Source organism: Brevibacterium senegalense (assembly GCF_000285835.1).
Taxonomy (GTDB): domain Bacteria; phylum Actinomycetota; class Actinomycetes; order Actinomycetales; family Brevibacteriaceae; genus Brevibacterium; species Brevibacterium senegalense.
Genome location: NZ_HE978600.1, coordinates 459,916 through 476,219, shown reverse-complemented (window position 1 = coordinate 476,219; position 16,304 = coordinate 459,916). Strand labels below are relative to the sequence as shown.

The following is a 16,304-nucleotide window of genomic DNA, read 5'->3' as shown; positions in this document are numbered from 1 at the left end:
CCCACGGGCATCCCGGTCTCGACCAGGCCCTCAGCTCGACGGCAGACTGTGGGCCACGGTCACGCGCGTCAGGTCTGCGTTCGCCGCCGTGCACCCCGCGTGAGGAACTCCGCGAAGACGACCGCGGCGACGAAGAAGGGCAGAGCCATGACTGCGTTCCCCATTGTCGCGAACAGGTACAGGCCGCCGCCGAACACGAAGGCCAGGCCCACGTTGACGAGCATGGTGCAGATGGCGGGCAGCACGAGGGCGACCGGCAGCGCGGTGCACCAGGCAGCGCGCGGCGCCCGGCGAACGACCAGCCAGGCCACGACCCACGACGCGGCGGACAGGAGCCCCAGCACTGCGGAGCCGGCCGTCGAGATCGTCCCCACCAGCTCGGGGCCCGCGGCTCCCACCATCTGCTGAATCACCAGGTGCAGCACGAACTGCCCGACGTAGACGACAACCGTGCTCGCTGCCAGGATCCCCGCAGCGATACCTCTGCGTGCCCATGTCGCACTTCGCACCACCAGCACACCGGTGATGCCGATCAGTCGCGCGACGACGCCCAGTCCGACCGAGAAGACAGTGAACCCCACCGAGACGGGGTCAGCCAGACCTGTGACGTTGAAGACCGGAATGAGAATCGCGGGAATGGGGAGGAGTGCGAATCCGCCCAGGAGGAGGACGAGCGCGAGCGCTCCGGGACCGGCGGATCCGTGAGCTCCAGGCGAAGGCCCGCCGGTGCCCGTATGCGGACTGGTCTGCGGGCCGTACTGCTGAGACTCACCGTACGTCTGGAAGACCTGCCCCGGCGGCGGGATCGGCGGCTGGCTCATGCGAGGACTCTGTTCGTTCCGTTGTGTGCACAGTCCATCGTTCCCTCGCCGGGGCAGGGCAGTCGTCAGCTGTCTGCCATCACCCCGTGAAGAGGCCGATGAGGTTGTCGACCGCGAGGTAGCCGAACAGGCCCACGCACAGCACCAGCATGACGTTCGTGAACCAGCCGTTGCGCCACTCGTACGGCACCCGCTTCGTGTTGAGGAGGCCCAGGAGCGTGAGCGCGAGGAACGGCATGAAGAGTGCGCCCAGCACGCCGTACGCCAGCACGAGACCGGTGGGCTGTCCCAGGAACAGCAGCAGCATGGGCGGGAACGTCAGCCACACGAGGTACCACTTGAAGTACTTGCCGCCGTTCAGACGGTCCGGGTGCTCCTCGGGGAGATTGCGGACGTGGCCCATGAAGTCCGCGAACATGAGCGAGACGCCGTTCCACACGCCGATGACGGACGACACCGCGGCCGCGAAGAAGCCGACCAGGAACATGTTGCCCCAGAAGCCGCTGTACTCCTCGCCCAGGATGCGGGCAAGGTCGATGAGGGCGTTGTCGCCGGAGGCCAGCGCGATGTTCGCGGTGTACAGCAGCTCCGCGCCGATGATGAGGACAGAGACGACGAACAGGCCGGTGATCGTGTACGCGATCGTGTTGTCGATCTGCATGACGCGCATCCACTTGGGCGCGTACCAGCCCTTCTCGCGCAGCCAGTAGCCGTACGCGGCGAGCGTGATCGTGCCGCCCACGCCGCCGGCCATGGCCAGAACGTAGATGATGTTGACGTTCTCTCCGCCGTCACCGGTGAAGGTGGGGATGAGGCCGCTCAGGATCTTGGGGATCTCCGGCGCGGTCATGATCGCCGTGGCGATGACGATGATGAACATGACGAGCACGAAGAAGGTCATGATCTTTTCGATGACCGTGTACCTGTTCGCCCACACCAGGGCGAACACCGCGACGGCGATGACGATCGCGATCGGGGTGATCCAGGCCGCGTCCAGATCGAACATCGTGATGATCGGCAGCGCGGACGACGTCGTCGCCGACGCCGCGTACACGACGCCCCAGATGACGATGTACGGACCGAAGTACCACGAGGTCCACTTGCCCAGGCTGCGCCAGCCCACGAAGATCGAGCGACCCGTGGCCAGCGAGTAGCGACCCGCGCCCTCGACCAGGACGATCTTGAGGACGGCGCCCAGCACCGCGGCCCACAGGAGCGCGTAGCCGTAGTTCGAGCCGGCGACCAGGGTGGCGACGAGGTCGGCGGCCCCCACACCGGTGCCGGCGGCGACCAGGCCGGGGCCCACGATCCGCTTGGCCTTGACGGGGACCTGCTCCCCGCGCAGCTGGCGCTTGCTGACCTTCGCGCCCGAGGCGCCTGCGCCCGACGCGCCGCCCGCTGAAGTCGATTCGGACATCGACGTACTCCCTACTCGAAATGAGCCGGAAGCGGCACGCCCCGCGCGCCATCGGACTGACTCCGACGGGTCCGGATCCGCATGCGCTCATGCTCCGACGGGGGACGGCGGCTCCCGGCTGCCTAGTGAATTCCGGTCAACTGTAGATCCATGATCCTCTCAGGAGAAATTGTGCCGGTTCTATGCATCGACCGGTCTCACGCCACCGTGAGCTCACACCACCGTGAGCTCTCTGCGGAGTGTCCCGCCGGCGAACCGGTCCAGGCCCAGCCCGCTCACGTCGACGAACGGCGTCCGCCCGGTCACCAGGTCCCTCACGACCTCGCCCACCGCCGGCCCCTGCAGGAATCCGTGGCCGGAGAACCCGCACGCGTAGTGGAACCCCGCGACCTCCCGAGCGCTCCCGATGAGCGCGTTGTGGTCCGGTGTCACCTCGTAGAGACCGGCCCAGCCCGCCCGCACCTCGGCCTCGCCCAGCTGCGGGGCGCGCCGCTCGATGAGGTCGCCCAGGTGCTCCAGCCAGGCGGGATCGGTCCGCAGGTCGTACTCCCACGTGTCCTGCACCTCAGGCGCTCCCATGAGCAGCCCCGACCCCTCCGAATGGAAGTAGAACGACGTGGAGAAGTCGATCGTGAACGGCATCGCGCGGGCGTCGAAGTCGACCGGTTCGGTCACGACGACGTGCCGCTTGAGCGGCCGGATCGGCAGGTCGATCCCCGCCATCGTCCCGATCGCGGGCGACCACACCCCGGCTGCGCAGACGACGTGGGAGGTCTCGACCCGCACCTCGCGCTCGCGCTGCGCGCCGCCGCCGAGGCCGCTGCGGGCGACCGTGACCGCCCGCACCCGGCCGTTCGCGACCTCGATGTCCGTGGCCTCCGCGCGGGTCCAGACGACGGCACCGGCGCGCCGCGACTCGTGGGCGTAGGCACCTACCGCGGCTTCGGGCGTGCAGTGGGCGTCCGCGGGGTTGAAGACGGCGGCGACCAGTCCGTCGGGTGAGACGACGGGGGACAGGGCCACGGCCTCGGCGACGGTGAGGATCCGGGTGGGCAGCCCCAGCTCGTTCTGCAGGGCGACGTCCCGCTCGAAGCGGGCCAGATCCGCCTCGTCGCTCAGGAGGAAGAGGTAACCGGTCCGCAGCAGGTCGAGGGCGTGGTGCCGCTCCTCCTGCATCCGCACGTACGACTCGAGGCTGCGGGCGCCCAGCAGGATGTTCGCCTCGTCGGAGAACTGGCTGCGGAGGCCGCCCGCCGCCTTCGACGTCGACCCGCACCCCAGCTCGCCGCGCTCCACGACGAGGACCCGCAGCCCCGCACGTGACAACTCGTAGGCGCTGGTGAGCCCCATGATCCCGCCGCCGACCACGACGACGTCGAACCCCTGCACGTCGGTCATCCCATCCCCTCACCCGTCAGCCCCATCGCGGACTGTGAAGCGGTACACCCTCGTGTCCCCAGTCTGGACCGGGGGCACGAGGGTGCACAAGGGGATGTCAGGCGAGCGTCACGTCGCGGTGAGCGAGGGGAACCAGGTCGCCAGCTCCGGCACGAAGACCATGAGGACGAGGAGGCCGAACTCGATCGCGAGGTACGGCAGCGCGCCGCGGATGATCGCGCCGATGTCCACCTGCGGCACGACGGATTTCATCGCGTACAGGTTGAGGCCCACCGGCGGGGTGATGACCGCGGTTTCGAGGGTCACGACGAGGACGACGCCCACCCACAGCGGGTCGTAGCCCAGCTCCGTGAAGATCGGCAGCAGGATCGGCGTGATGACGAGCATGAGCGAGGCCGCGTCGATGAGGCAGCCCAGCGCCATGACGATGACGAGCAGCACGATGACGATGAGCCACGACGGCACGGACAGGCCGCTCACGAACGAGGTGAGGGCCTCCGCCGCGCGGACGACGACGAGCATCTGGGTGAAGACGAAGGCGGACCCCACGATGATGAGGAGGGAGCCGGAGATCTGAGTCGTGCCGACGATGATCCTCTTGATGTTCTCCCACGTGAGCGCCCGGTCGAAGACGCCCACGACCAGGAAGGCGCCGATCGCGCCGATCGCCGCCGCCTCCGTCGCCGTCGCGATGCCCGTGTAGATCGAGCCCAGCACGATGATGATGAGGATGAGCGCGGGCGCGACCTTCACGAGGGCGTCGAGGCGGTCCTTCCACGTGATGCCCTCATCCGCCCGGGGCGCCAGCTCCGGTTTGACGGAGGCCATGACGACGACGAAGAGCGCCATGAGTGCGGCGAGCAGCAGACCGGGGATGATGCCGCCGGCGAACAGCGCGCCGATGCTCTCGCCGGAGACCGAGGAGTAGAGGATGAACATGAGGCTGGGCGGGATGAGCATGGCCAGCGCGCCGGAGGCCACGACCGCACCGGTCGCGAAGCTGGGACGGTAGCCGCGCGCCAGCATCTCCGGGACCGCCATGCGTCCCACGACGGTGACGGCGGAGAGGCTCACGCCGGACAGCGCGCCGAACACGGTCGACGACCCGACCGCGGTGACGCCCAGACCGCCGGGGAGGCGGCCCAGCCATGCATGGGCGAACCGGAAGATCGCGCGGCCCAGGCCGCCCACCGCCAGGATCTCGCCCATGAGGATGTACATGGGAGCGGCGACCAGCGAGTAGCTCTCCAGCTGACTCACGAACGCGACGGGAATCTGCTGGAGGCCGCGCGGGCCCTCCAGCAGGAGCAGCCCCAGGAGGCCGGACGATCCCAGCGCGATGAAGATGGGGGTGCGCAGGTAGACGAGGACCAGCAGCAGGACGACGGCCGCGCTGACGGCGAGGACATCAAGCATGAGCGCTTCCCTCCTGGGTCTCGAGCGAGTCCGGAGCGTCCGCGGTCGTCGACTGACGGGTCAGGGCGAAACGCAGGACGGACATGAGCGCCGCCAGGAGGAGACCCAGTGCGACGAGGGCGTAGCCGATCCAGATCGGCAGATTGAAGGTGCCGGCCGTCCGGAGGTCCGCCGTGAGGAAGTGGACGGCGGTGATCGCGGCGACCACGCCGGAGACGGCGCAGAAGAGGGTGGTCGCGACCATCGTGACGACGTCCGCGATGAGTGACTTCTTCGGTCCGAAGCCCCGGTAGAAGAGGTCCATCGCGATGTGCTCGTTGCGGGCCTCGAGGTCCGGGACGGTCAGCAGCACGATCGTCACGAGCCCCACCATGGAGATCGTGATCGACCAGTCGAGCGGACGCGCGAACACGTACCGCATGACGACGTCGTAGCCGGTGATGAGCATGACGGCCACGATCACGATCCCCGACAGCATGCGGAGGGCCTGGGTGACGGAGAGGAGGGAGTCGAACGTCTTCCGCATCACGCCTCCTTCACGAGTGCCAGTGCGCGGTCGGCGAGATCGTCATCGCCCACCTTCGACTTCCACCAGTCGACGACGGAGCCGGTCGCGTCGCGGAACGCGTCGGTCTGGGTCTCATCGAGGTCGATGACCTCCAGCGAGGACTCCTCGACGAGGGGCAGGTAGTCGTCCTCGTAGATCCTGAACTGGGTGTCCGTGCCCTCCTGGGCGTAGACGGCACCGGCGTCGTGCAGGGCGTCCTGGACCTCGGACGAGGTGTCCTGGAGCCAGGCGGTGTTCGCGTACGCGTCTACGCTGTAGGCGCCGAAGTGCGCGCGGGTGCCGTACTTGAGGATGTCCTGCAGCCCGCGGGAGACGATCGTGCCCAGGTAGGACACCATGCCGTCGATCGTGCCGCGCTCCAGGGCCTCGTACAGCTCCGCCGAGGACATGGAGACCGGGGCGGCGCCCATCGACTTCACCATCTCGCCCTCGACGTGGCCGGCGGTGCGGATTCGAAGCCCGCGCAGGTCGTCCGGGGCGGTGATCGGCCGGTCGACCGTGAAGATCCACTGCTCCGTGCACGGCATCGCGCCGATGCTCGACATGCCCTGCGGCTCCAGCGTCTCGTTGATGAGGGCGATGAGCGGGGAGTCGGGTGCCAGCGCGCGGCGCATCTGCTCGAACCCGTCGTTGATGAAGGGCAGCTCCGCCGCCCCCAGGATCGGGAAGCTCGCGGAGACGTAGCTGGAGGTCTGGAACCCCACATCCGTGATGCCGCGCAGCATTCCGGGGACCAGCTGCTCCGCATTCAGGAGCGCGCCGGAGTCGAAGAAGTCGACGACGCCCGCGCCCAGATGCTCATCGAGCACCTCGTTGAAGCGCTCGATGCCGGGGTAGAGGTCCGTGTAGCCGGGGGTGATGTAGGTGGCGACGCGCAGCGCGCCGTCGGGGCGGAGGCCGTCTGCGGCCGCGCCGGGGGCACAGCCGGCGGCGGCCAGCAGGGGCGCCGCGGCCGCGAGGGTCAGCAATGACCTCCGACCGAGCGACGGTGGTGTGGGTGACATGGAATCTGATTCCTGTGGGGTTCGGGTGAGAGGTGCGACGGCGGTGACGCACGGATCAGGTGCGCGGCCGGGCGTCGTCGCCCGGCGCGGTCGCCCCGTCCGGCGGGGGTGTGCCGGACGGGGGAGCGCTGGAGATGGCGGGTCCGGGTGCGGACCGGGAGTCAGTGTAGGGGCGGGTCCGAGGACCCGGAGGTCCGGGTTCGTCCCGTGAGACTCAGAACGAGCGGGGCATGCCCAGCACGTGCTGGCCCACGAACGACAGGATGAGGTTCGTGGAGATCGGGGCGATCTGGTAGAGGCGCGTCTCGCGGAACTTCCGCTCGATGTTGTACTCCTGCGTCATGCCGAAGCCGCCGTGCGTCTGCAGGCAGGTGTCCGCCGCCTGCCACGACGCCTCGGACGCCAGCATCTTCGCCATGTTCGCCTCCGCGCCGCAGGGCTTGCCCGCGTCGAACAGGTCGGCGGCCTTCCAGCGCATGAGGTCAGCGGCCTCGAGCTCGACGTGCGCACGGGCGATGGGGAACTGGATGCCCTGGTTCGAGCCGATGGGACGGTTGAAGACGACGCGGTCCTTCGAGTACTCGACGGCGCGCTCGATGAACCAGCGGCCGTCGCCGATGCACTCGCTGGCGATGAGGATCCTCTCCGCGTTCATGCCGGTGAGGATGTACTTGAAGCCCTTGCCCTCCTCGCCGATGAGCGACGAGGCGGGGATGCGCATGTCGTCGAAGAACAGCTCCGTCGTCGCGTGGTTGATCATCGTCTTGATGGGGTTGATCGTGAGCCCCGGCAGATCGCGGATGTCGATGAGGAACAGCGACAGTCCGTCGGACTTCTTCTGCACCTGGTCCAGCGGCGTCGTCCGCGCCAGCAGCAGCATGAGGTCCGACTGCTGGACGCGGGAGATGAACACCTTCTGGCCGTTGACGACGTACTCGTCGCCGTCGCGCACCGCGGTGGTCGAGAGGCTCGTCGTGTCCGTGCCGGCGCCCGGCTCGGTCACACCGAACGCCTGGAGGCGCAGCTCGCCCGTCGCGACCGGGGGCAGGTACTGCTTCTTCTGCTCCTCGCTGCCGTGGTGCAGGACGGCGTTCATCGTGTACAGCTGTGCATGGATCGCACCGGAGTTCGCGCCGTTGTAGTTGATCTGCTCGAGGATCGCGGAGCCGTCGCCCAGACCCAGGCCCAGACCCCCGTACTCCTCCGGGATGAGCGCGCCCAGGGCGCCAGTCGCGGTCAGCGCCTGGACGAAGTCCTCCGGGTACGCGTCCTCCGCATCGACCTTCTGCCAGTAGGTGTCGGGGAAGTCCCTGCAGATCTGGTCGACCAGGCTGCGCAGGTCCTTCCGGGTCTCGGTCTCGTCGTACGTCGTGGTCATGCGGGGCTCCTCAGGGGTTGCGGATGTGCAGGTGCGGAAGGCGGATCCTCGTCCAGCCAGGTAAGGACGGACTCCGTGTGCTCGCCCAGTGCGGGGACGGCGCCGAAGTCGCCCCCGGCGGCCGGGACGCTCCACGGCGGGCGCAGCGTCTCCGCAGTGCCGCCGGGGTGCGGGGTCTCGACCCAGCGGTCGCGGGCGCGCAGCTGCTCGTGCTCGCCCAGGGCGTCGATGCCGTTGAGACGGGCCACCGCGATGTCCGCCTGCTCGAGGAGGGCACGGGCCTCGTCGATGGTGAGGGTCGACAGCCTCTCCTCGATGAGTGACTCGAGCGCGTCCGCGTGCGTGACGCGGCGCGTCTGGTCGGCGAACAGGGGGTCGTCTGCGCGGGCGGGGTCGCCCAGCACGACGTTGCAGAAGCGTCGCCACTCCCGGTCGTTCTGGACGGCGAAGAGGATCCGGCCGCCATCGCCGGTGGCGAACGCGCCGTAGGGGGCGATCGTCGCGTGCGAGGTGCCGCGCCGCAGCGGGGCCGCGCCGGAGTGGGCGGCGTAGAGGTACGGGTAGCTCACCCACTCGGCCAGTGCCTCGAGCATTGAGATCTTCACCGGCAGGGCCTCGCCGAACCGCAGGCGGTGGTGGAGGGCTGCGAGGATCGACGAGTACGCGTAGGAGCCGGCCGCGATGTCCGCGATGGACGTGCCCACCTTCGCGCGCATCTCGCCGTCGCCGGTCAGATCGATGAGGCCGGATTCGCCCTGCACCAGGAGGTCGTAGGCCTTCGCCGTCGCCAGCGGGCCGTCCTCCCCGTAGCCGGAGATCCCGCACGCGATGACACGGGGATGGCGTGCTTGCACGGAATCCGGGTCCAGTCCCGCACGGCGCGCGGCGGCCGGAGACAGGTTCTGGATGAAGACGTCCGCCCGCTCCAGCAGCTGCTCGAGGCGGCGGCGTCCCTCCTCGTCCTTGAGATCGAGGACGACCGACTCCTTGCCGCGACCCAGCCACACGAACGCGGACGAGGTGCCGTCGACGTGCTCGTCGTACGCGCGGGCGAAGTCGCCTCCGCCGGGGCGCTCGACCTTGATGACGCGGGCTCCCAGATCGGCCAGCTGCCGCGACGCGAACGGAGCGGCGACCGCCTGTTCCAGGGCGACGACGAGCACCCCGTCGAGGGGCTTGCGAAGGGAGTGGGTCACCGTGCTGCTCCTGCCCCCGCCACATCCGCGACGAGAGCGGCGACGTCTGCAAGGGACTCCTGCTCAGCAACCTGCACGAGCGTCTCGAAGAGCTGTGCTGCGCGAGAGGCGTCCGCGCCGGCATGGATCAGGCAGTCGTCGACCTTCGCCCGCAGCGTGGCATCGTCGACGGGACGGGTCGCATGACCGCGGGGACGGTCGACGCGGCGGGTGACCGTGCGGCCGTCCGTCAGCGTCGCCTCGACGACGGCGTAGCCCGCGTTCCACGCGGCGGGACCCGCCGGCGGGACCGGGGCCTCGGCGGTCGTGACCCGGGTGAGCAGGTCCTGGAGGTCGGGCCGGGAGACCGTCTGCGGGGCGAAGGTGCCCAGAGTGACCGCGCCGTCCGTCAGCATCGCGGCGATGACGTACTCCATGCTGAATTTCGCCTGCGTCCCGTCCGCAGGCCGCGGGTGGATGAGAGGGGCGAGGCCGCCGGGCTGGACCGTCACGTGGACGGAGCGGATGGTGGCCTCGCCCGCCAGCTCCTCCCGGACCTCACGGGCCGCGTCCGCCGCCGCGTGGGTGTAGTAGCAGCACGGGTAGAGCTTGACGTTCAAGTGCGGCATCGCGGGGTCCGCGTCCGTGACCGGGGAAGCGGTCCCCGGTCCGCGATGCAGGGCGAGGAAGCCCAGCGGCCCGTCGAGGAGGTCCGCGTCAGCGGTGAAGCCCTCGCGGGCCAGCGACACCGCCAGCACCGCGTTGTGCGCGGCCTGTCCGGCGTGCAGCGGCTTCGTCATCGACCCGAAGTTCTGCCGGCTGCCCTGCGCCAGCGAACCGGCGATGCCGAAAGCGGTGCGCATCCGCGCGGTGTCCAGCCCGGCCAGCGAGCCCACCGCGGCCGCGGCGGCCACGGTCCCGATCGTGCTGGTCGTGTGCCAGCCGGCCTCGTAGTGCGCGCGCACGCCCAGCGCCTCGCCCAGCATCCGACCCACGGCCAGACCGCGGTGCAGCGCTGCGACGGCGTCCGCGCCGGTGGCGGACTCTGCACCCGTGGCCGACGGCGCGAGGGCGCGGTCCCCCTGTTTCGCATGCCCACCCGGACGAGTCTGCGCGACCGCCAGGAGAGCCGGGACCACCGCGGCCGAGGGATGGCTGATCGTCGCGTCGTCCACATCGTCGTAGTCGAGCGCGTGCGCGGCCAGACCGGTGGCCCGTGCGAAGTCCGCAGCGGGGATCGTCGCGTCGAAGGGGGAGTGGCCGGTCGCCCGGGCGTAGGCGGCGACGGCGGGGTCGGCCAGGCCGGCGATCGCGCAGGCGACGGTGTCTGCGAAGGCGACGCCGGCACCGCGGGCGGCGGCCACGGGATCCGGATGGTCCCACGCGGCCGCCGTGTCGACGAGGCGCTGGGTGAGGTCTGACGCAGTCACCGGGAGGTGCTCCTTCGCGCCGGGCGGGGCCTCGGCGGTGGTCGTTCGTGAGCCGCACCGCATCGCACGGTCCGCTGGGTGGACCAGTGGTCCATTCCTTAGGTAATGTAGATCTCGCCGCGGTCCGCGTCAACCGCGCGGACCAGCCTGATCGGAGTCCTGTCCATGTCCCAGCCCATCCAGAGCGTCGTCAACGCCTTCGCCGTGCTCGAGGCCGTCGCCGGCCACCAGCCCGTGGGCCTGTCGGAGACCGCCCGCCTCACGGGGCTGCCCAAGACGACGGTGCTGCGGTGCCTCTCGACCCTGCGGGAGACCGGGTGGCTCACCGCCAGCCCGAACGGCCGCTCGGAGTGGGCGCTCACGAACAAGGCCCTGCTCATGGGCATGCGGTCGGCACCGGCCGGCGACCTCGCGACCCTCATGCAGGGCGAGCTCACCGCGATCCGGGAGGAGGTGGGTGAGACCGTCCACCTCCTGGTCCGCGACGGGGACGCGCAGGTCGTCGTCTCGCGCGCGGACGGCGTGGGCGCGATCCGCACCTACCTGGCGCTGGGCACGCGCGTGCCCCACCACAGCACCGCCTCCGGCCGCGCGATGCTCGCGGCGATGCCCCCGGCGCAGCGGCAGCAGATCCTCGATGCGGAGGCGGACCTTCCCGGCTTCGACCGCGACGACATCGAACGGCACGTGACCGCCGCGATCACGCGCGGGTACGCGGTCAACCGCGCGGAGTGGCGCACGGACATCGCCGGGGTGGGTGTGGCGATCTTCGGCGGTGCGGGTGAGCTGCGCGCGGCCGTGTCCGTCTCGCTGCCGGCCACCCGTCTCGAGGACCTGGGCGCCGAATCGATCGCCGACGTCCTGCTGGCCTCCCAGCGCCGCGTCGCGCAGCTCCTCCGGTGAGGGCGCCGGGGCAGACAGGGCGGCGTCGTAGGCTTTCCCCATGAGGAGTCCGATCGTCCTGACCGCGCTGTGCGCCGGGCTGCTCGTCCTGTCCGGCTGCGAACAGGGGACCGACCTCGCGTCGGATCCCGTGCCCGTCGAGGTGACGGCCCCGGAGATGGATCCGGAGATGGCGGCCACGGCCTCGGCGGAGGCGGAAGCGGCCCGCCAGCAGCGGGCCACCCGCACAGTGGGACTGGCCGGCACGCTCGTCGCGCCGGACCTGCCGGCGCTGGAGATCGGCGGGATCTCCGCGCTCTTCGACGCTCAGCCGGCGGATGACGGGCTGCTGGTGCGAGCCTCTGCGACGGTGGACGTCACGAGCCGGGACGACGGCAACAGCGACGAGGGCGGCCACAGCGACGAGGACGGGGCCGAGGGCGCCGACTACCCCCGTCCGGCCGCCGCCGTCGTGCCCGTGTGGGCTGCGGGTTCGCTCGTCTGCGACGCCGCCGAGGCCGACGAGGCGCTCGCGGACGCCGTCGCCCCGCTGGGGGAGGGCGGCTGCCACGGCGTCGTGCCCGCGCTGGGCGTGTCCGGCGACCCCGCCTCCGGCACCCCGCTGTCGCTGGGGGCCGTCGAGGCGAACCCGGACGTCTCCGGGGAATCGCCGCTGCCCGTCGACGCCGAGGCCGGCGACGCGGACGAGCTCACCGCTGCGCTGGCCCGGCCCGACGGGTGGGCGCTGCTCACGCCCCTGCAGGTCGAGACCCCGGCGGCGACGCACGTCTACGAGGACGCGCAGTGCGCTCTCGTCGACTCCGCACTGGCAGCGCCCCCGGAGGCGGAGACTCCGGACGACACGATCGGGTCCGCGACCATCCTCTCGACGGTGGAACTGCCGGACTGCGCGTAGGCCCCGGTCAGGGGGCTCCGGTCGGCCACAGGCGCGATGCGCCCATGGATGTCAGTCCCCGATCTTCCCGATCGGCTCGCGCTTCTCCGACTGGAAGCGGTCCTCGGTGCGGCCGTGGGCCCAGTAGCCGGAGATCGAGATCTGATCGCGCTCGATCCCGCGCTCCTTGAGCAGGCGGCGCACCAGCTTGATGGACTCCCGCTCGCCATGGGCGAAGACCTGCACACGACCCTCCGGCCACGGCCGCGACTGCATGACGGTGGACAGCAGCTCGGTCGCCGCGCCGCCCTGCGCGCCGGTCGTCCAGACGACCTCGACTCCCTGCGGCGCGGTCAGCTCGAGGCGGTCCGCCTCGGAATCGATGACGAGGAAGGCCAGCCCCCGCGCGTCATCCGGCATCGCCTCGAGGGCGGCGGCGATCGCGGGGACCGCGGACAGGTCGCCGGCCAGCAGATGCCAGTCCGCCTGCGGATCGGGACTGTACGCGCCGCCGGGACCCATGAACGCGACGCGGTCGCCTGGCTGGGCGTCGCGCGCCCAGGGGCCGGCCAGTCCCTCGTCGCCGTGCACGACGAAATCGAGGGCGAGCGTCCCGGCCGCGCGGTCGACGGAGCGGACCGTGTACGTCCGGGTCACGGGGATGTCCTCACCCGGCAGGGTCTCGCGCAGGGCCGCGAGGTCGTAAGGGGGCTCCAGCCCCAGCTCTGGCTTCGCGAACACGATCTTCACGTACGCATCCGTGCTGGGCGTCTCCGGGAAGGTGGAGAAGCCCTCCCCGCCCAGCTCCAGGCGGACCAGGGACGGGCCCAGCTCAGTGCGGGAGAGCACCTCCATGACGTGCTGCGGGCGGGGCGGACGGGCGGGGCGGGTCTGCTCGGTCATACGAGGAGCTCCTTCGAACGGGGCGGCCGCGCGGTGCCGCGCGGAGTGCGCTCGCCACCCTAGCCCAGCAGGTTAGTCGACCCTCACCTCGGGTTGCCTCGTGCCTGAGGGTGCGAAAGGATGGGCACATGGCTGACATCACATTTCGCGGAACACCCGTCACGACCAGCGGCGAGCTGCCCGCCGTCGGTGAGACGGCACCCGACTTCACGCTCGTGGGCACCGACCTCTCCGACGTCACCGCCCGGGGCCTCGCAGGCTCCCGGGTCGTCCTCAACATCTTCCCCAGCGTGGACACCGGCGTGTGCGCCGCGAGCGTCCGCGAGTTCAACGAGCGCGCCGCCTCCCTGGAGGGCACGACCGTCGTGTGCGTCTCGAAGGACCTGCCGTTCGCGCAGGCCCGCTTCTGCGGTGCCGAGGGCATCGAGAACGTGACGATGGGGTCCGCCTTCCGTTCCACGTTCGGCGAGGACTACGGCCTCGTGCAGAACGACGGCCCGCTGGCCGGTCTGCTGTCCCGCGCCGTCGTCGTCCTCGATGCGGACGGAACGGTCCTCCACACGGAGCAGGTGCCGGAGATCGGTCAGGAGCCGGACTACGACGCCGCAGTCGCCGCACTGAACTGACCGCCGCACGACCCACCAGGAGCACGCCATGGAAGCCATTCTCGGACTGGGCATCGGTGCCGTCGTCCTCATCATCGCCGTCATCATCGTGGCGGCCCTGCTGTTCGGCGGTCTGCGGACCTCGATCTTCTTCACCGTGAAGACGCAGGAGAACGTGATCGTCGAGCGGTTCGGCAAGTTCAAGAAGGTCGCGCGACCGGGCCTCAACACGAAGGCGCCGTTCATCGAGACGACCACGAAGCCCATCTCGCTGCGCGTCCAGCAACTGGGCGTCGACATCGAGTCGAAGACGAAGGACAACGTCTTCGTGAACGTCCCCGTCGCCGTCCAGTACGTCGTGGGCGAGGACAGCGTCGTCGACGCGTACTACCGACTGGCGAACCCGGAGGAGCAGATCCGCTCGTACGTGTTCGATACGGTCCGGTCGGCCCTGTCCTCCCTCACCCTCGACTCCGCGTTCGAGTCGAAGGACGACATCGCGCACAACGTCGAGCAGCGCCTCTCGCAGTCGATGGCCGCGTACGGCTTCCGCATCGTCAACACCCTCGTGACGGACATCTCGCCGGATTCGCGGGTGCGCGATTCGATGAACTCGATCAACGCCGCCCAGCGCGACCGCGTGGCCGCGCAGTCGCTGGCGGAGGCGGACAAGATCAAGCGCGTCACGCAGGCGGAGGCGGATGCCGAGGCGATGCGCCTGCACGGTGAGGGCGTCGCCGCCCAGCGCAAGGCGATCGCGGACGGCATCGCGGTGCAGTACGAGCGCCTCAGTGAGGTGGGCATCAGCGACTCCGCAGAGCAGCTGCTCATGATGACCCAGTACTTCGACGCGATGCAGGAGGTGGCCCGCGGTGGCCGCTCGAACGTCCTCTTCATGCCGTCGAACCCGGGCGGTCTGGGCGAGATGATGGGGGAGATCCGCAACACCCTCTTCTCCGCTCAGGCGAACGAGAGGGGCACCGCGATGGCGGACGACTGGGAGGAGCAGTCCGCTCAGGAGGCCTCGCGCCGCGCGGCGCGCGCTCGGCAGCAGGCGCAGCAGCAGGCGCAGGAGGCGCAGCAGCAGGTCGAGCGGTCCCGCCAGCAGTCCTCGCAGCAGCAGGGCCAGGGCCAGCGGCAGGGACAGCCCCGCGACCTGGCGCAGCGCGCCCAGCAGTGGGTGCAGGACCAGCAGCAGCGCGGCATCCCGCCGCAGCCGCCGCACCAGCCGTGAGCGCGCCCCACCAGCCGTGAACGGGAGGCCCGCGTCAGGTGCCGGTCGGGCCTGACTCGCGGGCCTCCCGGGCGGAGGCGACGTCGTCGACGACGCGGGCGATGTGCCGCATGCTCGTGATGAGGGAGCCGTAGAGAGGCCAGGTGCGCTGGGGCAGCGAGCGGTCCTGCGACAGTTCGGTCGAGAGTCCCTCCAGCCGTTCGTCGATCGGTTCGACCTCACTGTCGGGATCCGCGATGGCGTGTCCCGCGTCGCGGACGATGCCCGCCCACGCCTCGCGGAACCGAGTGTCCCATTCGCCCTCGGAGTGCGCTGCGTCGCGCAGCGTGCGGACCAGATGTCGCAGATGGGAGACGCCCTCGTCCACCCGGGCGAGGATCTCTCCGTAGTCGGCGCGTTCGGTCGACGTCCGCGCGGTCCTCGAGCGGAGCATGCGCAGCCGCGGATTGGCACGGCGGCTCTCGTGGGCGCTGCGCACGGATTCCCAGGCGGTCGAGAGGTCGTCCGTCATCGACTGGATCTCCTCCGCCCACGACTCCGCATCGTCCGTGTCCCACGAATCCCGGAACGCATCGGCCATGTCGATGAGGACCCGTCCCATGCGCAGATTGATGTGGTCGACGTACCGTGAGGCCTGCCGATCGCGCAGCGGCGGGATGAGGAGGAGGTTGATGAGGAGGCCGACCGCGGCGCCCACGGCCACCTCGATGATCCGGTCCAGCAGCATGGGCTGCTGCTGGGTGAAGCCGTCTCCCAGGACGAAGACGGAGGTCGTGGCGATCGCGACGCCCTCGTCGCGGATCCACGGGATCCTGGACGCCGCCGTCCCCACGACGATCGCCAAGGCGAAGGTCCAGAGACCGACGCCCAGGAAGTGCCCGATCACGAACGAGACGCCCACACCGGCCCACGACGCGACCGTCGTCTGGGCGCCGCGTCGCAGGGACTGGTACACCGTCGGATAGACGGTCAGCAGCGCCACCCAGGGCGCCAGGAACGGCATCTGGGACTCGAGGACCTCGACCGCCAGCCACCAGGCCAGGGTGGCGGCGACGACGCTCTTGACGATCTGGAGCGCATCCGTCGTGACCTCCGGCCTTCGCAGCAGGATCGCGATACGGCGGCGCAGGCCGCCCGTTGGTGAGCTCACGGCACTCGTCTCGGTCACGCCCTCGACG

At 70.3% G+C, this 16,304-nt stretch carries 15 protein-coding genes; 4 read left to right on the top strand and 11 right to left on the bottom strand.

What is annotated here, in order from left to right; translation table 11 throughout:
• Positions 1-68: 68 nt before the first annotated feature.
• The 9 genes from HGBR_RS02240 to HGBR_RS16040 form a co-directional block, all read right to left on the bottom strand.
• Positions 69-821, bottom strand: a complete 753-nt coding sequence (locus HGBR_RS02240; RefSeq protein WP_019157703.1) for a hypothetical protein — start codon at positions 819-821, stop codon at positions 69-71.
• Positions 822-900: 79 nt separating this feature from the next.
• Positions 901-2,238, bottom strand: a complete 1,338-nt coding sequence (locus HGBR_RS02235; protein WP_019157702.1) for an Nramp family divalent metal transporter — start codon at positions 2,236-2,238, stop codon at positions 901-903.
• Positions 2,239-2,451: 213 nt separating this feature from the next.
• Positions 2,452-3,636: an NAD(P)/FAD-dependent oxidoreductase gene (locus HGBR_RS02230; RefSeq protein WP_019157701.1), complete on the bottom strand. Its 1,185-nt coding sequence runs from the start codon at positions 3,634-3,636 to the stop codon at positions 2,452-2,454.
• 108 nt (positions 3,637-3,744) lie between these two features.
• Positions 3,745-5,052: a TRAP transporter large permease gene (locus HGBR_RS02225; RefSeq protein ID WP_019157700.1), complete on the bottom strand. Its 1,308-nt coding sequence runs from the start codon at positions 5,050-5,052 to the stop codon at positions 3,745-3,747.
• Entirely contained in the window at positions 5,045-5,578 is a 534-nt protein-coding gene (locus tag HGBR_RS02220; protein WP_019157699.1) for a TRAP transporter small permease, read from the bottom strand. The genes HGBR_RS02225 and HGBR_RS02220 overlap by 8 nt, the downstream gene beginning before the upstream one ends.
• Positions 5,578-6,624: a TRAP transporter substrate-binding protein gene (locus HGBR_RS02215; protein WP_083882691.1), complete on the bottom strand. Its 1,047-nt coding sequence runs from the start codon at positions 6,622-6,624 to the stop codon at positions 5,578-5,580. Before HGBR_RS02215 ends, HGBR_RS02220 begins: the two co-directional genes overlap by 1 nt.
• 214 nt (positions 6,625-6,838) lie before the next feature.
• Complete coding sequence (locus HGBR_RS02210; protein WP_019157697.1) at positions 6,839-8,002, bottom strand: acyl-CoA dehydrogenase family protein; 1,164 nt, start codon at positions 8,000-8,002, stop codon at positions 6,839-6,841.
• Positions 7,999-9,198 carry a CaiB/BaiF CoA transferase family protein gene (locus tag HGBR_RS02205; RefSeq protein WP_019157696.1) on the bottom strand — a complete coding sequence of 400 codons (1,200 nt, stop codon included), beginning with the start codon at positions 9,196-9,198 and terminating at the stop codon, positions 7,999-8,001. Before HGBR_RS02205 ends, HGBR_RS02210 begins: the two co-directional genes overlap by 4 nt.
• Entirely contained in the window at positions 9,195-10,607 is a 1,413-nt protein-coding gene (locus HGBR_RS16040; RefSeq protein WP_161601830.1) for an MmgE/PrpD family protein, read from the bottom strand. The genes HGBR_RS02205 and HGBR_RS16040 overlap by 4 nt, the downstream gene beginning before the upstream one ends.
• A gap of 165 nt (positions 10,608-10,772) precedes the next feature.
• Here HGBR_RS16040 and HGBR_RS02195 point away from each other — a divergent pair, with 165 nt between their 5' ends.
• The gene (locus tag HGBR_RS02195) at positions 10,773-11,510 is read left to right on the top strand and encodes an IclR family transcriptional regulator (RefSeq protein ID WP_019157694.1); all 738 of its coding nucleotides are present in this window, start codon (positions 10,773-10,775) and stop codon (positions 11,508-11,510) included.
• Positions 11,511-11,550: 40 nt separating this feature from the next.
• Positions 11,551-12,405: a hypothetical protein gene (locus tag HGBR_RS02190; RefSeq protein ID WP_019157693.1), complete on the top strand. Its 855-nt coding sequence runs from the start codon at positions 11,551-11,553 to the stop codon at positions 12,403-12,405.
• 51 nt (positions 12,406-12,456) lie between these two features.
• Here the strand turns inward: HGBR_RS02190 and HGBR_RS02185 are convergent, their stop codons facing one another.
• Entirely contained in the window at positions 12,457-13,287 is an 831-nt protein-coding gene (locus tag HGBR_RS02185; protein WP_019157692.1) for a siderophore-interacting protein, read from the bottom strand.
• 128 nt (positions 13,288-13,415) lie between these two features.
• On the opposite strand from HGBR_RS02185, the gene tpx reads away from it, so the two are divergent.
• Both tpx and HGBR_RS02175 read left to right on the top strand, forming a co-directional pair.
• On the top strand, positions 13,416-13,913 hold the full coding sequence (tpx, locus tag HGBR_RS02180; protein WP_019157691.1) for a thiol peroxidase: 498 nt from the start codon (positions 13,416-13,418) through the stop codon (positions 13,911-13,913).
• A 28-nt stretch (positions 13,914-13,941) separates the two neighbouring features.
• Complete coding sequence (locus tag HGBR_RS02175; protein ID WP_019157690.1) at positions 13,942-15,126, top strand: SPFH domain-containing protein; 1,185 nt, start codon at positions 13,942-13,944, stop codon at positions 15,124-15,126.
• A 34-nt stretch (positions 15,127-15,160) separates the two neighbouring features.
• On the opposite strand, the gene HGBR_RS02170 is transcribed toward HGBR_RS02175, so the two are convergent.
• On the bottom strand, positions 15,161-16,276 hold the full coding sequence (locus HGBR_RS02170) for an FUSC family protein (protein WP_245533240.1): 1,116 nt from the start codon (positions 16,274-16,276) through the stop codon (positions 15,161-15,163).
• Between the last annotated feature and the right edge of the window lie 28 nt (positions 16,277-16,304).

Coding starts and splice junctions, on each gene's coding strand:
- HGBR_RS02190 (WP_019157693.1), top strand. CDS start 11,551: ATGAGGAGTCCGATCGTCCTGACCGCGCTGTGCGCCGGGCTGCTCGTC.
- HGBR_RS02240 (WP_019157703.1), bottom strand. CDS start 821: ATGAGCCAGCCGCCGATCCCGCCGCCGGGGCAGGTCTTCCAGACGTAC.
- HGBR_RS02220 (WP_019157699.1), bottom strand. CDS start 5,578: ATGCGGAAGACGTTCGACTCCCTCCTCTCCGTCACCCAGGCCCTCCGC.
- HGBR_RS02175 (WP_019157690.1), top strand. CDS start 13,942: ATGGAAGCCATTCTCGGACTGGGCATCGGTGCCGTCGTCCTCATCATC.
- HGBR_RS02195 (WP_019157694.1), top strand. CDS start 10,773: ATGTCCCAGCCCATCCAGAGCGTCGTCAACGCCTTCGCCGTGCTCGAG.
- HGBR_RS02210 (WP_019157697.1), bottom strand. CDS start 8,002: ATGACCACGACGTACGACGAGACCGAGACCCGGAAGGACCTGCGCAGC.
- HGBR_RS02230 (WP_019157701.1), bottom strand. CDS start 3,636: ATGACCGACGTGCAGGGGTTCGACGTCGTCGTGGTCGGCGGCGGGATC.
- tpx (WP_019157691.1), top strand. CDS start 13,416: ATGGCTGACATCACATTTCGCGGAACACCCGTCACGACCAGCGGCGAG.
- HGBR_RS02215 (WP_083882691.1), bottom strand. CDS start 6,624: ATGTCACCCACACCACCGTCGCTCGGTCGGAGGTCATTGCTGACCCTC.
- HGBR_RS02225 (WP_019157700.1), bottom strand. CDS start 5,052: ATGCTTGATGTCCTCGCCGTCAGCGCGGCCGTCGTCCTGCTGCTGGTC.
- HGBR_RS02235 (WP_019157702.1), bottom strand. CDS start 2,238: ATGTCCGAATCGACTTCAGCGGGCGGCGCGTCGGGCGCAGGCGCCTCG.
- HGBR_RS02185 (WP_019157692.1), bottom strand. CDS start 13,287: ATGACCGAGCAGACCCGCCCCGCCCGTCCGCCCCGCCCGCAGCACGTC.